This window comes from Pseudomonas sp. GV085 (genome assembly GCF_003050925.1).
In the GTDB taxonomy this organism is placed as follows: domain Bacteria; phylum Pseudomonadota; class Gammaproteobacteria; order Pseudomonadales; family Pseudomonadaceae; genus Aquipseudomonas.
Genome location: NZ_QAOV01000005.1, coordinates 74668 through 94927 on the forward strand (window position 1 = coordinate 74668; position 20260 = coordinate 94927).

Sequence of the window (20260 nt, forward strand, 5' to 3'; positions counted from 1 at the left end):
GAAAAACCCGGCCACAAAAAAACGCCCCACGCCAAAAATATCGGGCGTGGGGCGTGCGTATTACCGCGAGACGGTTCTGGAATGTGTGCAGGGCGCGTCTGATCAGACGGCAATCCCTTTACGGCACTGCAATTGCGCGGTGCGTACTCGGGAGAAGGTGCGCGCCAGGCGCAGGAGCATTTCATCGATGTTGGCGTTGCTGACATTCAGCGCCGGGGTAAAGCGCAGGCAGTCGGGTTGTGGGGCATTGAGCAGCAAGCCTTCGTAGAGCGCGGCCTTGACCACCGCGTCAGCGGAATCGTCCGACAGCGTCAGCCCCCAAAGCAGCCCTTGTCCGCGCAACTCGCCCTGATCGTAACGATGGGCCAACCGCTCCAACCCTTCACGCAGGTGTTGACCGGCTTGTGCGACGTGTTTGAGGAAAGCCTTGTCCTGCACGGTATCGAGCACCGAAAGTCCTGCCGCGGTCATCAACGCATTACCGTGATGAGTACCTGTCACCTCGCCAATGTCGAAACAGCAAGCCTTGCCCCGCGCCAGCAGCGCGGCCAATGGCACACCACCGCCTAACCCTTTGCCAAGCACGACGATATCCGCCGTGACGCCGCAGGACTGTTCCGCGAGCAAGGTGCCACAACGGCCGATACCGGTTTGCACTTCATCGAAGATCAGCAAAATGCCGAGTTCACGACACAAGCGTTCGACACCCTTGAGATAATGCGCGGTGGCCGGGATCACGCCGGCTTCGCTCTGGATTGGCTCGAGCATGATCGCTACGGTCCGTTCATCCACGGCCGCATGCAACGCTGGCAGGTCATTGAAAGGAACGCGACTGAAGCCTGGCAATTGCGGCTCGAATCGGTTGATCAATGTCGAACTGTCCGACGCCGAAATCGTCGCCAGGCTGCGGCCATGGCAACCGTTGTTGGCCACAATGATTCGCGACGCACCGCCGCGATGCTGTTGACCCCACTTGCGCGCCAGTTTGATCGCCGCCTCACAGGCTTCGCTGCCGGTATTGAGCAGGTAGGCCTGATCACTGCCGGTGCTGGCACACAAGTGTTCGGCGAGGCTGAGCATTGCGCGGTTATGCAGGCCGAAACCCGGATTGATCAACGACTGAGCCTGGGCAGTGATTGCGTTGATAATTACCGAAGGGCTATGACCGAGACTGTTGGCCCCGCCGCCTTGGGAAAAATCCAGGTACGCACGGTCATCGCTGTCCCACAACCATGAACCCTGGCCACGCACAAACACCTGTTTGGGCCGCTCGACACTGGGCATCAAGTACTCGCTGGAAATGTTATCGCCTTGGGGTGGCAGGGAGGCGTCCATGACCAGATCATCAAGACAGGGAGGGCTGCGGCGCAGACTGAACAGATTCATTCGAAAAACACCCTTTTGAGGTTTTTTGACTTACCTATGTAAACACCATCGAAGCAAAGGATATTCATCGCACTCTGTGGCCCTGTAAGCCCTGTGAATGCGGTTAGACTAGGCTCAGGCGAGGCGTTCAGCCATTTCGATTTCCCAGCATTTTTGATAAGTAATACTTATGGATTTCAAGCAGCTGCGTTATTTCGTCGCGGTCTATGAAGAAGGCCACGTGGGCCGGGCCGCCGAGCGCCTGTCCATCTCCCAGCCAGCGCTGTCCCAGCAAATCCGCCACCTCGAACAAAACCTCGATGTGAGTCTGTTTGAGCGCAGCAGCAAACGCCTGCTGCCGACCCTCGCGGCCCACACGCTGTACAACCACGCCCTGCCTCTGCTCGATGGCCTGCAACGGGCACGGGAAGCGCTCGGCAACTTCAAGGGTCAGGCACTGCGCACCCTGGCCATCGGTGTATTGCAGACCGTACATACCAGCCTCGTTCCGCAAATGCTCGAGCGGGTGCGCAAGGCGCAGCCGCATCTGGTGGTGCAGATCTATGAACTGACCGGGCTGGAAATCGAGCGGCGACTGCTCAACGGTTCTCTGGATATCGGCATCGGCTATCTACCGCCCCGCCAGCCTGGCTTGCATGGCGTGATGCTGTACGAAGATGAACTGACCCTGGTCATCCCGGCAGAGCATCCGCTGCGTGAATTCAAGAAAGTGTCCATGAGTCAGGCCGCCGAACTGCCGATGTTGCTGCTGGGCGAGGAATTTCAGATCAGGCAGATCTGGCAGGCACAGCTGACAAACCTCGGACGTCGCCCACAGGTGCAAGCCGAACTGAACAACATGGCCGGCATCCTCGACAGCCTGCCGCACACGCGCCTGGCGACGGTCCTGCCTGGGCGTTCGCAAAAGACCCATGGCAATCACGAACTGCTGTGGAAACCCCTGAGCGAACCACGCGTACCGCTGAAAGTCGGTTTGGTATGTCGGGATGTGCAACGGCAGCAGGCCTCGCTGGCATTGCTGCGGACATTGCTGGAAGAAGTGATAAACGGCCCGGATGGACGCTTGAACAGCGCGCAGGCTCTGGATGGGTTGGGCTAGAAACTTTTCTTTGGGTAAAAGAAAACCCCGCCGAAGCGGGGCTTTGCAGACTGTTTCCCTGACATCCATTTCACTCCGCCGTCCTGGCAGAATCCTACGTGTCCCTGTTGTTGCTTTGCGCTTCCTGCGCTACGTCCATGAGAAGTAGATTAGCTCTGGATCCAATTTGCATCTATGGGAGAACAGCAGCACGTTATGTAAGAGAATGCTTACAGAATACTACTTGCTCAGAATTGTCCTGCATCCAGCAGGAACAACGATTCACTACCGGCCTTCACCGACGCGCTCAACGAGTGAATGCGCGGCAGCAGGCGGGCAAAATAGAAGCGCGCCGTGCCCAGTTTGCTGGCATAGAAATCGTCTTGCGCTTCCTTGCCGAAAGCAGCCTTGGCCATCAGGGCCCACATGTAGGCGTACGCCACGTAGCCGAACACCTGTAGATACTCGACAGACGCCGCGCCGATTTCGTTCGGATTGCTCTTCGCACGGTCCAGCAACCACGCGGTCAGTTCATCAAGGGTGGTCACCGCGTCGTTCAGCGGTTGGGTGAACTCGGCGAGGTCCGTGCTGGCGGTCGCCGTGAAGTGACGAATTTCGTCGGCAAACAGGTTGTAGAACGCCCCGCCACTACCCACGATCTTGCGCCCGACCAGGTCCAGTGCCTGAATGCCGTTGGTGCCTTCGTAGATCTGGGTGATGCGCACGTCACGCACCAGTTGCTCCTGGCCCCATTCACGGATGTAGCCGTGGCCGCCGAAAACCTGTTGGCCGTGAACAGTGGTTTCCAGGCCGAGGTCGGTCAGGAACGCCTTGGCCACCGGGGTCAGCAACGCCACCAGGTCTTCCGCACGCTTGCGGGTGGTTGCATCTTCGCTGAACTTGGCGGTGTCCAGTTGCATCGCCACGTAGGTGGAAAATGCACGACCACCTTCGTTCGAGGCTTTCATGGTCAGCAGCATGCGACGCACGTCCGGGTGGACGATGATCGGGTCAGCCACTTTGTCCTTGTTCTGCGCGCCGGTTGGCGAACGGCTTTGCAGACGGTCGCGGGCGTATTCCACGGCGTTCTGGTACGAGCGCTCGCCCGTGGCCAGGCCCTGGATACCGACGCCCAGACGCTCGTAGTTCATCATGGTGAACATCGCCGCCAGGCCTTTGTTCGGCTCGCCGACCAGGTAACCCACGGCCTCATCGAAGTTCATCACGCAGGTCGCGGACGCCTGGATACCCATCTTGTGTTCGATCGAACCGCAGCTCAAAGGGTTGCGCGCGCCCAGGCTGCCATCGGCATTGACCATGAACTTCGGCACCAGGAACAGCGAAATGCCTTTCGGCCCCGCCGGTGCGTCCGGCAGCTTGGCCAGCACCAGGTGGATGATGTTTTCGGTGAGGTCGTGTTCGCCACCGGTGATGAAGATCTTGGTGCCGCTGACCTTGTAGGAACCGTCGGCCTGAGGCTCGGCCTTGGTGCGAATGATCCCCAGGTCCGTACCGGCGTGTGGCTCGGTCAGGCACATGGAACCGGCCCAGACGCCGGCGTACATGTTCGGCAGGTACGCGGCTTTCAGCTCTTCGCTGGCGTGGGCGTTGATCGACAGGCAGGCGCCAGCGGTCAGCATCGGGTATAGACCGAACGACAAGCTGGCAGAGTTGACCATTTCTTCAACCTGGGCCGAAACGGCTTTGGGCATGCCCATGCCGCCATAGGCCGGATCGCCACCGACACCGACCCAGCCGCCTTCAGCGTATGTCTGATAGGCCTGTGGGAAACCTGCTGGCGTGGTGACAGCACCGTCCGCCCAATGGCAACCTTCTTCGTCAGCGGCACGGCTCAGCGGTGCGATGCTTTTGCTGGTGACTTTGCCGGCTTCTTCCAGGATGGCTTCTACCGTTTCGGCATCCACAGTCTCGGCCAGTGCAGGCAGCTCGGCCCAGAGTCTGGCGACCTCGAAAACTTCATTGAGGACGAAGCGCATATCGCGCAGGGGCGCTTTGTAGTCAGCCATGGCAAACCTCGCAAGATCTATACAGGTGATTCACAGGAAGAGTGTTTTCGTTGGTTCGGAGTGTACCTCAACAACTTTTGCGACACATAGGGTCAGCATGTGACGTTTTTGTTATTTTTAGTCACAGCAAAAAGATCGCAGCCTCCGCCAGCTCCTACGCCAATTAAGGTAGGAGCTGGCGAAGGCTGCGATCTTTTAAGGATTGAAAATTAATTAAAGCGCGAACAACTCCGCCGGCAGTTGCATCAGGCAATCACTACCCGCCTCTATGGCTGCCCGATGAGCGGCTGTGCGTGGCAACAGACGCTTGAAGTAAAACTCGTTGGTCGCCAGCTTGCCCCTGCAGAAGTCGCCATCGCCGCTGCCCGCATCGAGCTGCGCCTGAGCCACCAGCGCCATGCGCAACCACAGGTAGCCAAGGATGATGTAACCGCTGTACATCAGGTAATCCACCGACGCGGCACCGACTTCGTCCGGGTTTTTCATCGCCGCCATGCCGACCCGGGTGGTCAACTCACCCCACTGCTGGTTCAGTTGATTGAGCTGCGCCACACACCCGGCCAGTTGTGGATGCCCGGCGTTCGCCGCACAGAACTTGTGGACGATTTTGGTGAAACCGCGCAACAGCTTGCCCTGGCTGCCGAGGACCTTGCGCCCGAGCAGGTCCAGCGCCTGAATGCCGTTGGTGCCCTCATAGATCGGTGCGATCCGGCAGTCGCGAACCAGTTGCTCCATGCCCCATTCGCGAATGAACCCGTGGCCCCCAAACACCTGCATGCCGTGGTTGGTCACCTCCAGCCCGGTGTCGGTCATGAAGGCTTTGCAGATCGGCGTGAGGAACGCCAGCAGGTCTTCGGCATCCTGACGCGCCGTTTCGTCCGCGCTCAGGTGCGCAACGTCGAGCAACTGCGCGGTGAAGTAGGTCAGCGCGCGGTTGCCCTCGTTGAAGGCCTTCATGGTCAGCAACATCCGCCGCACATCCGGGTGCACGATGATCGGGTCGGCGACTTTTTCCGGGGCTTTCGGGCCGGTCAGCGCGCGCATCTGCAAACGGTCGTTGGCGTATTTGATCGCGCCCTGGAAGCTCGCCTCCCCCAGACACAGCCCTTGCATGCCAGTGCCCAGCCGAGCGTGGTTCATCATGGTGAACATACAGTTGAGGCCCTTGTTCGGCTCGCCGATCAGGAAGCCCTTGGCCTCGTCGAAATTCAGCACGCAGGTGGCCGAGGCCTTGATGCCCATTTTGTGTTCGATCGAGCCGCAGGACACACCGTTGCGCTCGCCCGCTTCGCCCATCGCATCGGGCAGGAACTTGGGCACGATGAACAGCGAAATGCCCTTGGTCCCGGCCGGAGCGTCCGGCAATTTGGCCAGCACCAGGTGAATGATGTTGGCGCTCATGTCGTGCTCACCGGCCGAGATGAAGATCTTGCTGCCGGAGATCGCGTAGCTGCCATCAGCTGCAGGCACGGCGCGGGTCTTGATGATGCCCAGGTCAGTGCCGCAATGGGCTTCGGTCAGGCACATGGTGCCGGTCCATTGGCCAGCGGTAAGCTTCTTCAAATAGGTCTGCTTCTGCGCCTCGGTGCCATGGGCGTGGATCGCCGACATGGCTCCGTGGGTCAGGCCGGGGTACATGCCCCATGAGGTATTGCTGGAGCCCACCATCTCGCTGATCACCAGGCCCAGAGAGATCGGCAGCCCCTGACCGCCGTAAACCGGATCCGCCGCCAGGCCATGCCAGCCACCCTCGACATATTGGGCGAATGCCTGCTTGAAGCCCGCCGGCGTGGTGACCACGCCATTGTCGAAATGACAGCCTTCTTCATCGCCGCTGCGGTTGAGCGGCGACAGCACGTTTTCGCAGAACTTTGCGCCTTCCTCAAGGATTGCATTGACCATGTCCGGGCTGACATCGGTGGCCCCCAGCACGGCGTAGTTAGCGTGAAAGTCGAAGACGTGGTCGATCAGAAAGCGCATGTCGCGCAAGGGAGCTTTGTACTCGGGCATGGTCATTCTCCGTCGGCAGATTTCTTCAACCTACTGCTGCCAACCACGCCTCACAATCACTTTGCGCTCGCTGAATGCGTCATCATCACTCAACCGTAGCGGTGTCCATGCGTACGGCTCCACGGCGGTTCTGCCCGAATGCCATCACGCAGTTACGCCCGGCACCCTTGGCGCTGTAGAGCGCCTGGTCAGCGGACTTGAGCACCTCTTCGGGGCTGCGTTGATCGATCCGTTCGGCAACGCCGATACTGACCGTCACCGACACACTCGACGCCCCGGAACCAGCACGCCGCTGGCGCCCCTGATTATCGTCCTGCGGGCGATTTTCCTGATTGCGCAGCTGAATGTTGTAAGTGGCGATGGACTCGCGGATGACTTCCAGGTGCGGCAGGCACTCTTCGAGGGTCTTGCCTGCAAACACCAGGGCAAATTCCTCGCCGCCATAGCGATACGCCTTGCCGCCACCGCCGATTTTCGACAGTTTGCTGGCCACCAGCCGCAGCACCTGATCGCCGACATCGTGGCCGTGGGTGTCGTTGAATTTCTTGAAGTGGTCGACGTCGCTCATCGCCAGCACGTAGTTGCGCCCCAGCCGCTGCATGCGTTCATTCAATGCACGACGGCCAGGCAGTCCGGTCAGTTCGTCGCGGAAGGCCATTTGATAGGCTTCGTGGGCAACGGCGGTGGCGATCATCAGCATCACCTGGCTGCACATGATGTTCAGCGTGAACGGCAGAATGAAGGTTTTCGGCAACATCCAGAACAGCCCGAGCAGCCCCACCAGTTGCGCGGCATGCAGCGGTCGCGGGTTGCGCCAGTATTGCCACGCCAGCAGCACAAACGCAGCAATGAACACCGGATAGGACAACTGGATCAGGCTCATCCAGGCGCCATGCAAGGCGGGCCAGCGAATCTCCGACAGCCAGACCAGCAGCGCGTGCGGATAGCTTTGCTCAAGCCCCAGCGCCACGCTGCCAACCGCCAGCAATACCGCGAAACGCGCCACCATGTCCTGGAACAGGTGGGTGCGTTCCTGCCACGCCGCGAACACACCAAACAGCAGTGGCAGCAGCAGGCAACACAGATGAAAGACCACGGCGGCATCGTCACGCACCTTGCCGTTGTCGCGGTAATAGTCGGTCTGGGTGTCGAGCAGGAAGTAGGCGATGTACACCGTGACCATCAGAAACAGTTCACGCTGGCGTCGGTAAACCGCGCAATAGGCGCCACCGAGCAATAACACCAGGGTCGGCAGGACGTTGAACAGCGAGGTGAAGAAGACGTTCAGATCCTTGATGTATGCAGCCGCAAGCCCCGCCAGCAACAGCAGCAATGAGGGCAGGAAATGACTGAAACGCACAGCGGAAGAGCGCGGCAAGGGTAAAGCTCCGACCGGTCAGATCAATAGATGGCAATGTGCCAACCACTGTAACGGCAGGTCGTCCGAGTTGTTGAGTGAATTACTGAGGTACTTTTTAAAGGTTCTTCGCGCAATCCCGGGAAACTGTAGGAGCCAGCTTGCTGGCGATGAACTCAAGTACGCCGCGTTTATCCGGTTCACACGCGTTATCGTTATCGACCATCGCTGCGATGCGGCGACCCGACAAGCCAGCTCCTACAAAAGGAGCGTGCCCACGCTTTAAAGGGCGTCACAAACATTTATTCCATTGGCAACCTTCTAAAGCAAAAAAAGCCGCTGTTCCCGAAGGAGCAGCGGCTTTTTCAAGTGCTTCGTTAAGGTTTAGTAGCCCAGATCGAAGTTCTCTTCTTTCATGTCCATCAGGTTGTTGGCGCCCGACAGCATGGTGACAACGTGAGTGCGGGTACGCGGCAGGATGCGCTGGAAGTAGAAGCGCGCAGTCTGCAGCTTGGCGGTGTAGAACGCCTCTTCGGAAGTGCCGGCAGCCAGTTTCTCGGCAGCCAGACGCGCCATGTCAGCCCAGAAGTAGGCCAGGCAGGCGTAACCGGAGTACATCAGGTAGTCCACGGAGGCCGCGCCGACTTCTTCGCGATCCTTCATGGCGGCCATACCGACCTTCATGGTCAGCTCGCCCCATTCCTTGTTCAGTGCCGCCAGCGGAGCGACGAACTCTTGAACCGCTTCGTTGCCTTCGTTGGTCTGGCAGAATTTGTGGACAATCTTGGTGAAGCCTTTCAGAGCTTCGCCCTGGGTCATCAGCACTTTACGGCCCAGCAGGTCGAGTGCCTGGATACCGGTGGTGCCTTCGTACAGCATCGAGATGCGGCTGTCGCGAACGTTCTGCTCCATGCCCCACTCGGCGATGAAGCCGTGGCCGCCGTAGATCTGCACCCCGTGGTTGGCCGATTCGAAACCGACTTCGGTCATGAAGGCCTTGGCGATTGGCGTCATGAAGGCCAGCAGCGCGTCGGCTTTCTTCTTCTCTTCTTCATCTACGCCGTACTTGACGATGTCGACCTGCTTGGCAGTGAAGTAAACCATCGCACGGTTGCCTTCGGCGAATGCCTTCATGGTCAACAGCATGCGGCGTACGTCAGGGTGCACGATGATCGGGTCAGCGGCTTTGTCCGGCGCTTTCGGGCCAGTCAGCGAGCGCATTTGCAGACGGTCACGAGCGTATTTCAGGCCGCCCTGGAAACCGACTTCGGCGTGGGCCAGGCCTTGCAACGCGGTACCCAGACGTGCGGTGTTCATGAAGGTGAACATGCAGTTCAGGCCTTTGTTCGCCGGGCCGATCAGGAAACCGGTGGCGCCGTCGAAGTTCATCACGCAAGTGGCGTTGCCATGGATGCCCATCTTGTGTTCCAGGGAACCGCAGGACACGGCGTTACGCGCGCCAACCGAACCATCAGCGTTCGGCATGAACTTCGGCACGATGAACAGGGAGATGCCTTTGGTGCCAGCCGGTGCATCCGGCAGGCGGGCCAGTACGATGTGGACGATGTTGTCGGCCATGTCGTGTTCACCGGCCGAGATGAAGATCTTGGTGCCGGAGACTTTGTAGGAACCGTCGGCCTGAGGCTCGGCCTTGGTGCGCAACATGCCAAGGTCAGTGCCGCAGTGCGGCTCGGTCAGGCACATGGTGCCGGTCCACTCGCCGGATACCAGCTTGGTCAGGTAAGCCTCTTGCTGCTCAGGGGTACCGTGCTCGGAGATGGTGTTCATCGCACCGTGCGACAGGCCCGGGTACATGCCCCACGACCAGTTGGCCTCGCCAACCATTTCGCTGACCGCCAGACCCAGGGACTCCGGCAGGCCTTGGCCGCCGTGCGCAACGTCGTGGGCCAGGCTTGGCCAGCCGCCTTCGACGAATTGCTTGTAGGCTTCCTTGAAGCCAGTCGGGGTCTTGACGCCGGACTCGCTCCAGGTACAACCCTCGATGTCGCCCACACGGTTCAGCGGAGCCAGTACCTGTTCACAAAACTTGGCACCCTCCTCAAGAATGGCGTCAACCATGTCCGGAGTTGCGTCGGCACAAGCCGGAAGGCTCTGATAGTGCGCTTCGTAGCCGAGCAGTTCGTCACGAACGAAGCGAATATCACGCAAGGGGGCCTTGTAGTCAGGCATAGCGATAAACCTCTGCTGATGTAACCGGGAATGAACGACCGCATTGATTCGTTGTTGCGATCAAACAGTTGTTTGAAACATACGTTTACGCCCAAATCTTGTCAAGCGTCGATCTTTTGCCGTTCGTCATCGCAGGCTTGGACACACAGGCACACAACAGCGCAGCCGCGCTTTCGAAGCAGCCCGCAACACTGAAAAGATTAGTTGAGCAAGAAAGACTTACGCAGAAAAACGCCGCGAACAGGCGCGGCGCTGGAGGGTGCGGATTCTTTAAAGAATCAAGCGAAGGTATCGATCAACGTTCCAAGCACTTCATCGGCTGCCTTGGCGACTTTCACGCCCAGTTCTGCCTGAATCTTGCCTTGGGCCATTTCGACCACGTTGCTGACCAGGTCCGATTGCTGGCTGCGATCAACCGATCGCAGACGATCGACCTGCGCCTCGGAGGACTGGCTGGTGACCGATCGCTCGATCGTCATGTTGGCGATCTGCCCGGCGGCTTGATCGACACGGTTCTGCCCTGCCTGAGGGGTGCTCCAACCTGCATAAAATGCACTGTTTCCTGAGATCTCCATGGGAAAACTCGTCCTTTCAAAGGATCAACAGCGGCCATTGAAGCAGAGTGGCCGGCAAAACACCCGACAAAAACACTAATGGCACAGTGCCTTATCATAGGCAAAACCTGCATTGCAAAAACGTCAGTCCAACAGGTCCAGTTGCAAGTGCTCGGCCACTGCCTCGGCCGTGACGGCCTTGAGTTTAGGCACACGCCCCAGGCACGGCGCCGGGATGCGCTCGGCAAGGGTGGCCAGGTTTTCTTCCAGCCGCGAGGTCTTCGGGTCGATGATGTTGGCCACCCATCCCGCCAGTTGCAAACCGTCCCGGGCAATCGCTTCGGCGGTCAACAAGGCATGGCTGATACACCCCAGTCGCACGCCGACCACCAGGATCACCGGCAACTGCAACGCGATGGCGAGATCCGACAGATTGTCCTGATCCGCCAACGGCACGCGCCAGCCGCCGGCGCCTTCGATCAGGGTGAAGTCCGCCTGCATGCCCAGAATCTGCCGCATCGGTGCCAGCAACGACTGCACCGTCAGCGCCACGCCCGCCTCTCGCGCCGCCAGGTGCGGTGCAATCGCAGGTTCAAAGGCCACCGGGTTGACCTGTGCATACGTCAGCGGCAGCGAACACTCCGCCAGCAAGGCCAGCGCATCGGCGTTGCGCAGGCCTTTGGGCGTCACATCGCAACCGGAAGCGACCGGCTTGCCCGCCGCCGTGCTCAATCCCGCCGAACGCGCCGCATGCAGCAGCCCGGCAGCGACCGTGGTTTTACCGACATCGGTATCCGTGCCGGCGATGAAATAGGCTGCGCTCATAAGGGTTTCTCCAATACGGCGTACACCACTTGATAAGTCGCCGGCAGTCCCTGGGCCTGACGAAACTGCTCATAAGCCTCAATCAGACCCAAAATCCGCGCCCGGCCGGTCAAGCCACCCGGTCGACCGGGATTGAGGTTGTGTGCGCCCAGCGCTTTGAGTTCATGGGTCAGGCTGCGCACATCCGGGTAATGCAGCACATGCGGCTGGTTTTGCAGACTGACGACACGTAACCCACTGGCCGCACACAAGTGCTGATAAACACCAAACTCCCGGAAGCGGTTGACGTGCACCATGCCATCGACCTGCCGCCAGCTGTCGCGCAGTTCAAACAACGTCCCTGCACAAAGACTGGCAAACGCGAAGATGCCGCCCGGTTTCAGCACCCGAAAGGCTTCACCGAGCACCGAGTCGAAGTCCGCGCACCACTGCACCGCCAGGCTGGAAAAGATCAGGTCGCAGGTCGAATCCTGCAACGGCAAACGCTCGGCATCGCCGGCCACGAAGTGCGTGGCACCGCCCAATGGCCGGGCGTGGTCGAGCATGCCTTCGGCAATGTCCAGCGCCACGCCGTGACTGCCTGCAAATTGATCACCCAGCGCACGACTGAAATGCCCGGTGCCACAGCCCAGATCCAGCCAACGTTGCGGTACGAAGTCCTGCGGCAAGCGCCCGAGCAATTGGCTGCCGACATCACGCTGCAACTCGGCCACGCTGTCGTAGCTTGCCGCCGCGCGGGAGAATGATGCTGCTACCTGGCGCTTGTCAGGCAAGCCGCCGGGCAGGTTGGGAAGGGATAAATCAGTCATCGCCGGACTCATGCAAAAAGGCCTGGATCGCCCCCGCCACACCGTGGGGATCCTCCAGAAGAAACGCGTGACCGGCCTGTTCAATCAGACCGATTTCGACATCCGGCAGCAATGCCAACAACTCGCCCGCCGCTTCCACCGGCACCAACCCGTCGAGGCCGGCGAACAGATGCAGTTGCGGACCGCGGAACGATTGCAATGCCTGCCGTGTATCCAATTGCGCGAGCACTTGCAGGCCACTGAGCAGCACCGGCGCGGCGGTGTTCGGTGCGCCACCGAGCAACAACCGCGACAATCCGCGCGGGTCTTCGGCGCCTTGGGCGCAGAGCAGTGAAAAGCGTTTCAATGTCGCGCGTGGATCGGCTGCACATCCCGCCAGAAACGCATCGAAGGTTTCCCCGGGCATGGCGCTTGACCATTGTTCATGAGCGACAAAAGAAGCGTTGCTGGCCAGGGTGAACACACCACAACAACGATCGCCACGCCGGGCCGCCAACTCGCAGGCGAGCATGCCGCCCAAAGACCAACCGCCCAGCCAGGCGTCTTGCGGCAAGGTCGAATCAAGCTCATCGAGCCACTCTTCAGGATCGCTCGACTCCAGCTCCGGCAACGGCTCGATCTCAACGAGCAGATGCTCATCCAGACCGCGCAAGGCCGCCGCCAAAGGCTCCAGCGGTGAAACGCCAAGGCCCCAGCCGGGTAGCAGAATCAGACGATCACGCATGGCTTGGCTCCGGCTGCAGCTGTTGAAAACAATCGGCCAGTCCGTTTAACAATAGCCGTACTTGGGCCTCGCTGTGGGCAGCCGTCAGCGTGACCCGCAGTCGGGCGCTGCCGGCAGGTACGGTCGGCGGGCGAATTGCGGTCACCATCAACCCGCGTTCGCGCAGCATTTGCGAAAGGCGCACCGCGCGCCCGGCGTCGCCGATCATGATCGGCTGGATCGGCGTGGAACTGTCCATGAGTTCCAGGCCAATCTGTTCGGCACCGTGGCGGAACTGGCGGATCAGCGCCTGCAAATGCTCGCGACGCCAGTGCTCGCTGCGCAGCAGTTCCAGGCTTTTCAACGTGGCACAGGCCAGCGCCGGTGGCTGGCTGGTGGTGTAGATGTAGGGGCGGGCGAACTGGATCAGACTTTCGATCAACTCTTCGCTGCCAGCCACAAAGGCACCCGCCGTACCGAACGCTTTGCCGAGGGTGCCGACCAGCACCGGAACGTCATCCTGGCTCAAACCGAAATGTTCGACGATGCCGCCACCGTTGGCACCCAGCGGTCCGAAACCATGGGCATCGTCGACCATCAGCCAGGCGCCTTTGGCCTTGGCTTCTCGGGCCAGCGCTGGCAAGTCGGCGATATCGCCGTCCATGCTGAACACGCCGTCGGTGACCACCAGCGTATTACCGGTGGCTTTTTCCAGGCGCTTGGCCAGGCTTACCGGATCGTTGTGCAGGTAACGATTGAACCGCGCGCCGGACAGCAGCCCCGCGTCGAGCAGCGACGCATGATTGAGCCGGTCTTCGAGCACCGTATCGCCCTGCCCCACCAGCGCCGTGACCGCGCCGAGGTTGGCCATGTAACCGGTGGTGAACAGCAACGCGCGAGGGCGACCGGTCAAGTCGGCCAATGCTTCTTCCAGGGCATGGTGCGGGGCGCTATGGCCGATGACCAGATGTGACGCCCCTCCGCCCACACCCCACTTCAAAGCGCCGGCTCGCCAGGCTTCGATCACTTGCGGATGATTGGCCAGGCCCAGGTAGTCGTTGCTACAGAACGCCAGCAACGGCTGGCCATCGACCACCACTTGCGGCCCCTGCGGGCTTTCGAGCAACGGGCGCTGGCGATAGAGGTTTTCGGCACGACGGGCAGCAAGGCGTGCGGCGAGATCGAAAGACATGCAGGCCTCGACTATCAAATGACACATGTCCTCTGTGGGAGCGAGCCTGCTCGCGATGCGGACTGACAATCGACATGGATGTCGACTGACATGACGCCATCGCGAGCAGGCTCGCTCCTACAGGGGTTTTGCATTCCTTCAGGGGAATGAATGCTCGACTCAAACCGCGGCGTTATAGAACTGCTCGCTGCTCTTCTGCTCCACCAACGCCTGCTCGATGGCGGCCTGATGCACTTCATCCGAGTGCTCTTCACGCGCTTCCGGCAGGATGCCCAGGCGCGAGAACAGTTGCATGTCCTTGTCGGCCTGCGGGTTGGCGGTGGTCAGCAGTTTTTCGCCGTAGAAAATCGAGTTGGCGCCGGCGAAGAACGCCAGGGCCTGCATCTGTTCGTTCATGGCTTCGCGGCCGGCGGACAGGCGCACGTGGGATTGCGGCATCAGGATGCGCGCGACGGCGAGCATGCGGATGAAGTCGAACGGGTCGACGTCGTCGGCATTTTCCAGTGGCGTGCCGGCGACTTTCACCAGCATGTTGATCGGCACCGACTCCGGGTGCTCCGGCAGGTTGGCCAGCTGGATCAGCAGGTTGGCGCGGTCATCCAGCGACTCGCCCATGCCAAGAATGCCGCCGGAGCAGATCTTCATCCCCGATTCACGCACATACGCCAGGGTTTGCAGGCGCTCGCCGTAGGTGCGGGTGGTGATGATGCTGCCGTAGAACTCCGGCGAGGTATCGAGGTTGTGGTTGTAGTAGTCGAGGCCAGCCTTGGCCAGCGCTTCGGTCTGGTCCTGATCCAGGCGGCCGAGGGTCATGCAGGTTTCCAGGCCCAGGGCTTTCACGCCTTCGACCATCTTCAGCACGTATGGCATGTCCTTGGCCGACGGATGCTTCCACGCCGCGCCCATGCAGAAACGAGTCGACCCGATAGCCTTGGCGCGCGCGGCCTCTTCGAGGACCTTCTGCACTTCCATCAGCTTTTCTTTTTCCAGGCCGGTGTTGTAGTGACCGGACTGCGGACAATATTTGCAATCTTCCGGGCAAGCGCCGGTTTTGATCGACAACAGGGTCGACACCTGGACACGGTTGGCGTCGAAATGCGCACGGTGCACCGTCTGCGCCTGGAACAACAGGTCGTTGAATGGCTGAACGAAGAGTGCTTTGACTTCGGCCAAAGTCCAGTCATGACGCAGGGTTGCAGTGGTGCTGGCGCTCATGGGCGTTTCCTTTGAATTATGCTTTGGCATGCGGCTGGGTAATGGAATGTCACAGTCGCTTCACAGATGTTTCGGCATATTTAAGGAAGAGCGATGCGCTGTCAACCGCGATACAAAGGACCGGTTTACATCTGGTCAAAAAACAAACAGCCATGTCTTTTGTGCGATGAAACGGCCGACGGCATCTCCCCTGTCTGCACGGCCTGCGAAACCGAGTTGCCCTGGCTCGGTGATCACTGCCAGACCTGCGCCCTTCCGCTCCCGGCCGCGGGACTGACCTGCGGCCATTGCTTGAAGCAGCCACCGGCCTTCGAACAAGTGATTACCCCCTGGACCTACAGCTTCCCGGTAGACAGCCTGATCACCCGTTTCAAACACAACGCAAAATGGCCGTTTGGCCGCCTGCTCGCCGAACTTCTCGCTCAATACCTGCAACATCGCTTCGAAGACGACCTGGAGCGACCCGATTTGCTGATCCCGGTGCCACTGGCCAACCGACGCCTGCGCCAGCGCGGGTTCAATCAGGCGGCGATGCTGGCTCAGTGGCTGGGTACGAGTCTCGATATCCCTTGCGACGAACGGCTGCTGCTACGAACCCAGGACACCGATGCCCAACAGGCCTTGAACGCCGAAGCCCGCCGAAAGAACCTGCGCAACGCTTTCGCCCTGGCGCCCGGCGCCGTCGTCAAAGGCCAACACCTGGCCCTGGTCGACGACGTCCTGACCACGGGTGCCACGGCCCAGGCCCTGGCTCGCCTGCTGATGGACACCGGTGCGGCGAGGGTCGACGTCTATTGCCTGGCCCGCACGCCCAAACCCGGTGAGACACCCTGACTTGACTCGCGCGACCCAAGCGACCAACGTCCTCACCATCGTCACCACCCAAAGCGACTTGTCATGTCCTTGCCTACCTTGTTGTCCCAGCACATTGTCCGCCGTCCGCAGCGCATCGCCCTGCTGCAGCACATCGCCGAACAAGGCTCGATCACCCGCGCGGCAAAAAGCGCAGGCCTGAGCTACAAGGCCGCCTGGGATGCGATCGATGAGCTGAACAACCTGGCGCAGAAACCGCTGGTGGAACGGATTGTCGGCGGTAAGGGCGGTGGCGGTGCGCGCCTGTCCAACGAAGGCGAGCGAGTGTTGCGCCTGTACCAGAAGTTGCAAGCCTTGCAGGCCCAGGTGCTGGAAGCCGCTGAAGACGCGAGCGACCTCGACCTGCTCGGGCGCCTGATGCTGCGCACCAGCGCGCGCAATCAGTTGCACGGCAAGGTGATCGCGATTGAACCTCAAGGGCGCAACGACCTGATTCGCCTTGAGGTCGCCAAAGGCTTGATCGTCGACGCGCAAATCACCCACGACAGCACCGAGCGCCTGGAACTGCAAATCGGCACCGACGTCGTGGCATTGATCAAGGCCGGTTGGCTCGACGTGCTGCAAATAGACTCTGTCGAAACGCCTGGAAACAATTGTCTCAGCGGCATCATCGAAAAAATTCTCGATGCCGACGACGGCCCCAGCGAAGTGCGCATCACCCTGCCCAACGGTCTGACCCTATGCGCCCTGGCCGAACCGAGTCATCTGCAAGCATCGCGGTTGACCTGCGGCAAACCGGTGCGCGTCGAGTTTTCGCCGTCCAGGGTTCTGCTGGGCACACCGCTATAAGCAAAACTGCAACAAAAGGTTCATTACTCACCATTAAGGTGTTTGCAAAATCCGCAGGGAGCCTGAAATGAGCCTATTAGAAGAAAACCAGTCCACCGACCTCGAAACCATGGTCGGCCTCAGTCGTCGTGGCTTCATCAGCGCAGGTGCCTTGTGCGGCGCCGCGATGTTCCTCGGCGGCAACCTGCTGAGCCGCAGCGTGATGGCTGCCAGCGTCAGCGCCGGTAACAGCCAGTTGCTGGGCTTTGACAGCATTGCCGCCGCCACCACTGACTCCATCACCCTGCCACCGGGCTACAAGTCCTCGGTACTGATCAGCTGGGGCCAGCCTTTGCACAAGGACGGCCCAGCGTTCGACCCGAGCGGCAACGGCAGCGCCGAACATCAGGAAGCCCAATTCGGCGACAACAACGACGGCATGAGCCTGTTCGAGTTTCCCGGGGAAAAAGACCGGGCGCTGATGGCGATCAACAACGAATACACCAACTACCGCTACCTCTACGCCCACGGCGGCATGCCGCAATCGGCACAAGAAGTGCGCAAGGCGCTGGCCTGCGAAGGTGTGTCGGTGATTGAAGTGCAGCGCAAGAACGGCCAATGGCAATTCGTCCAGGGCTCACGCTACAACCGCCGCATTCACGGCAATGCACCGATCAGCCTGAGCGGCCCGGCCGCCGGGCATGCCCTGCTGAAAACCAGTGCCGATCCCCACGGCAAGAACGTTCTGGGCACGTTCCAGAACTGCGCCAACGGCAAGACACCGTGGGGCACCTATCTGACCTGTGAAGAGAACTTCACCGACTGCTTCGGCAGCAGCAACGCCGAGCAGAAATTCGACCCGGCGCAAAAACGCTACGGCGTGGTGGCCACCAGCAAAGAGATCAACTGGCACCCGCACGACGAGCGCTTCGACATGGCCAAGAACCCCAACGAACTCAACCGTCACGGCTGGGTGGTGGAGATCGATCCGTTCGATCCGAAATCGACGCCGGTCAAACGCACGGCCCTGGGCCGCTTCAAACACGAAAACGCCGCCCTGGCCGAAACCGGCAACGGTCATGCCGTGGTGTACATGGGCGACGATGAACGCGGTGAGTTCATCTACAAATTTGTCAGCCGCGACAAGATCGACCACAAGAATCCCAAGGCCAACCGCGACATTCTCGATCACGGCACCCTGTACGTGGCGCGTTTCGATGCCGGCGACGGCAACGCCGATCACCCGAAAGGCCAGGGTGAATGGATCGAGCTGACCCACGGCAAAAACGGTATCGACGCCAGCAGCGGCTTTGCCGATCAGGCCGAAGTGCTGATCCACGCCCGTCTCGCCGCCAGCGTGGTGAAAGCCACGCGCATGGATCGCCCGGAATGGATCGTGGTCAGCCCCAAGGATGGCCAGGTCTACTGCACGCTGACCAACAACGCCAAACGTGGCGAAGACGGGCAACCGGCGGGCGGACCGAACCCGCGCGAGAAGAACGTCTACGGGCAGATCCTGCGCTGGCGCACCGAGCGTGACGATCACGGCTCGAAAACCTTTGCCTGGGACCTGTTCGTCGTCGCCGGTAATCCGGGGGTTCACGCCGGCACACCCAAAGGCGGATCGTCGAACATCACGCCGCAGAACATGTTCAACAGCCCGGACGGCCTGGGCTTCGACAAGGCCGGACGCTTGTGGATTCTCACCGACGGCGATTCGAGCAACGCCGGAGACTTTGCCGGCATGGGCAACAACCAGATGCTCTGTGCCGACCCGGTAACCGGCGAGATTCGCCGCTTCATGGTTGGCCCGGTAGGATGTGAAGTGACCGGCATCAGCTTCTCGCCGGATCAGAAAACCCTGTTTGTCGGGATCCAGCACCCGGGTGAAAACGGTGGTTCGACCTTCCCCGAGCATCTGCCCAATGGCAAGCCGCGGTCTTCGGTGATGGCGATTTCGCGGGAAGATGGCGGGATCGTCGGCGCCTGACAGGCCCTCATCGCGAGCAGGCTCGCTCCCACATGGGGTTTTCCGAGTGAACACGATCTGTGACACACAGGAGATCACTTGTGGGAGCGAGCCTGCTCGCGAAGGCGCCAGCCCGAGCAACACATCTCTCAACCCTGCCCCTAAAGAGCGCCCGTCTGCGCTACCATGCCTGGCCGGACGCAGCAGCCTGCTGCGCGCAGGAGTCAGCATGGCCCACCCGTTTGAAACCCTTACGCCAGACCTCGTACTCGACGCCGTCGAAAGCATCGGCTTTCTTAGCGACGCGCGCATCCTGGCGCTCAACAGCTACGAGAACCGCGTCTATCAGGTCGGTATCGAAGACGCCGAGCCACTGATCGCCAAGTTCTACCGGCCGCAACGCTGGAGCAACGAAGCGATTCTGGAAGAGCACCAGTTCACCGCCGAACTCGCCGACTGCGAGGTGCCGGTCGTGGCGCCGTTGATCCATAACGGTGAAACCCTGCACGAGCACAACGGTTTCCGTTTCACCCTGTTCCCCCGCCGTGGTGGCCGCGCGCCGGAACCGGGCAACCTCGATCAACTGTATCGCCTGGGCCAGTTGCTCGGGCGCCTGCATGCGGTCGGCTCGACCCGGCCATTCGAGCACCGTGAAGCACTGGCGGTGAAAAATTTCGGCCATGATTCGCTGACCACGTTGCTCGACGGCAATTTCATCCCCCGCAGCCTGCTGCCGGCCTACGAATCGGTAGCCCGCGATCTGCTCAAACGTGTGGAAGATGCCTATAACAACACGCCGCACCAGAACATCCGCATGCACGGTGACTGCCACCCCGGCAACATGATGTGCCGCGACGAGATGTTCCATATCGTCGACCTCGACGACTGCCGCATGGGTCCGGCGGTGCAAGACATCTGGATGATGCTGGCCGGCGATCGTCAGGATTGCCTGAGCCAGTTGTCGGAACTGATGGACGGCTACAACGAATTCCACGACTTCAACCCCCGTGAACTGGCCTTGATCGAACCGTTGCGCGCCCTGCGCCTGATGCATTACAGCGCCTGGCTTGCCCGCCGCTGGGACGATCCGGCCTTCCCCCGCAGTTTCCCGTGGTTCGGCACCGAGCGTTATTGGGGTGATCAGGTGTTGGCGTTGCGCGAACAGCTGGCGGCGCTCCAAGAAGAGCCACTGAAACTCTTCTGACTCACCCGCCCCCCTGTAGGAGCGAGCCTGCTCGCGATGGACGTCAACGATAACGCGTGCTGTCTGGATAGACGCGTTGCCCTTGCGTTCTTCGCGAGCA

16 protein-coding genes are annotated in these 20260 nt (G+C 60.5%); 5 read left to right on the plus strand and 11 right to left on the minus strand.

Annotated features, from left to right (window positions below):
* Positions 1-102 precede the first annotated feature (102 nt).
* The gene (locus tag C8K63_RS12130) at positions 103-1386 is read right to left on the minus strand and encodes an aspartate aminotransferase family protein (RefSeq protein WP_108216927.1); all 1284 of its coding nucleotides are present in this window, start codon (positions 1384-1386) and stop codon (positions 103-105) included.
* Between the two features lie 169 nt (positions 1387-1555).
* Between C8K63_RS12130 and C8K63_RS12135 the strand changes: the two genes are divergently transcribed.
* Complete coding sequence (locus tag C8K63_RS12135) at positions 1556-2485, plus strand: LysR family transcriptional regulator (protein ID WP_108216928.1); 930 nt, start codon at positions 1556-1558, stop codon at positions 2483-2485.
* Positions 2486-2712: 227 nt separating this feature from the next.
* Here the strand turns inward: C8K63_RS12135 and C8K63_RS12140 are convergent, their stop codons facing one another.
* From C8K63_RS12140 to bioB, 10 genes are all read right to left on the minus strand, one after another.
* Positions 2713-4491, minus strand: a complete 1779-nt coding sequence (locus C8K63_RS12140; protein ID WP_108216929.1) for an acyl-CoA dehydrogenase C-terminal domain-containing protein — start codon at positions 4489-4491, stop codon at positions 2713-2715.
* A 213-nt stretch (positions 4492-4704) separates the two neighbouring features.
* Positions 4705-6501 carry an acyl-CoA dehydrogenase C-terminal domain-containing protein gene (locus tag C8K63_RS12145; protein ID WP_108216930.1) on the minus strand — a complete coding sequence of 599 codons (1797 nt, stop codon included), beginning with the start codon at positions 6499-6501 and terminating at the stop codon, positions 4705-4707.
* A gap of 85 nt (positions 6502-6586) precedes the next feature.
* The gene (locus C8K63_RS12150) at positions 6587-7879 is read right to left on the minus strand and encodes a GGDEF domain-containing protein (protein WP_108216931.1); all 1293 of its coding nucleotides are present in this window, start codon (positions 7877-7879) and stop codon (positions 6587-6589) included.
* A 363-nt stretch (positions 7880-8242) separates the two neighbouring features.
* A complete protein-coding gene (locus C8K63_RS12155; RefSeq protein ID WP_108216932.1) occupies positions 8243-10048 on the minus strand; it encodes a phenylacyl-CoA dehydrogenase in 1806 nt (601 codons plus the stop codon).
* Between the two features lie 278 nt (positions 10049-10326).
* On the minus strand, positions 10327-10623 hold the full coding sequence (locus C8K63_RS12160) for a pyrroloquinoline quinone biosynthesis protein PqqE (RefSeq protein ID WP_108216933.1): 297 nt from the start codon (positions 10621-10623) through the stop codon (positions 10327-10329).
* Positions 10624-10746: 123 nt separating this feature from the next.
* Positions 10747-11427 carry a dethiobiotin synthase gene (bioD, locus tag C8K63_RS12165; RefSeq protein ID WP_108216934.1) on the minus strand — a complete coding sequence of 227 codons (681 nt, stop codon included), beginning with the start codon at positions 11425-11427 and terminating at the stop codon, positions 10747-10749.
* Positions 11424-12236 (minus strand): malonyl-ACP O-methyltransferase BioC, encoded by an 813-nt coding sequence (gene bioC / locus C8K63_RS12170; RefSeq protein ID WP_108216935.1) that lies wholly within the window; start codon positions 12234-12236, stop codon positions 11424-11426. Before bioC ends, bioD begins: the two co-directional genes overlap by 4 nt.
* The gene (locus tag C8K63_RS12175) at positions 12229-12960 is read right to left on the minus strand and encodes an alpha/beta fold hydrolase (protein WP_108216936.1); all 732 of its coding nucleotides are present in this window, start codon (positions 12958-12960) and stop codon (positions 12229-12231) included. Before C8K63_RS12175 ends, bioC begins: the two co-directional genes overlap by 8 nt.
* A complete protein-coding gene (gene bioF, locus C8K63_RS12180) occupies positions 12953-14131 on the minus strand; it encodes an 8-amino-7-oxononanoate synthase (RefSeq protein WP_108216937.1) in 1179 nt (392 codons plus the stop codon). The genes C8K63_RS12175 and bioF overlap by 8 nt, the downstream gene beginning before the upstream one ends.
* A 159-nt stretch (positions 14132-14290) precedes the next feature.
* Positions 14291-15346 (minus strand): biotin synthase BioB, encoded by a 1056-nt coding sequence (gene bioB, locus C8K63_RS12185; RefSeq protein WP_108216938.1) that lies wholly within the window; start codon positions 15344-15346, stop codon positions 14291-14293.
* Positions 15347-15439: 93 nt separating this feature from the next.
* Here bioB and C8K63_RS12190 point away from each other — a divergent pair, with 93 nt between their 5' ends.
* From C8K63_RS12190 to C8K63_RS12205, 4 genes are all read left to right on the plus strand, one after another.
* Positions 15440-16180, plus strand: coding sequence for a ComF family protein (locus C8K63_RS12190; protein WP_108216939.1), 741 nt, complete (start codon positions 15440-15442; stop codon positions 16178-16180).
* 63 nt (positions 16181-16243) lie between these two features.
* Entirely contained in the window at positions 16244-17008 is a 765-nt protein-coding gene (locus C8K63_RS12195) for a TOBE domain-containing protein (RefSeq protein WP_108216940.1), read from the plus strand.
* A gap of 67 nt (positions 17009-17075) precedes the next feature.
* Positions 17076-18977: a PhoX family phosphatase gene (locus C8K63_RS12200; RefSeq protein ID WP_108216941.1), complete on the plus strand. Its 1902-nt coding sequence runs from the start codon at positions 17076-17078 to the stop codon at positions 18975-18977.
* A 208-nt stretch (positions 18978-19185) separates the two neighbouring features.
* Complete coding sequence (locus C8K63_RS12205; protein WP_108216942.1) at positions 19186-20160, plus strand: serine/threonine protein kinase; 975 nt, start codon at positions 19186-19188, stop codon at positions 20158-20160.
* Positions 20161-20260: the final 100 nt, after the last annotated feature.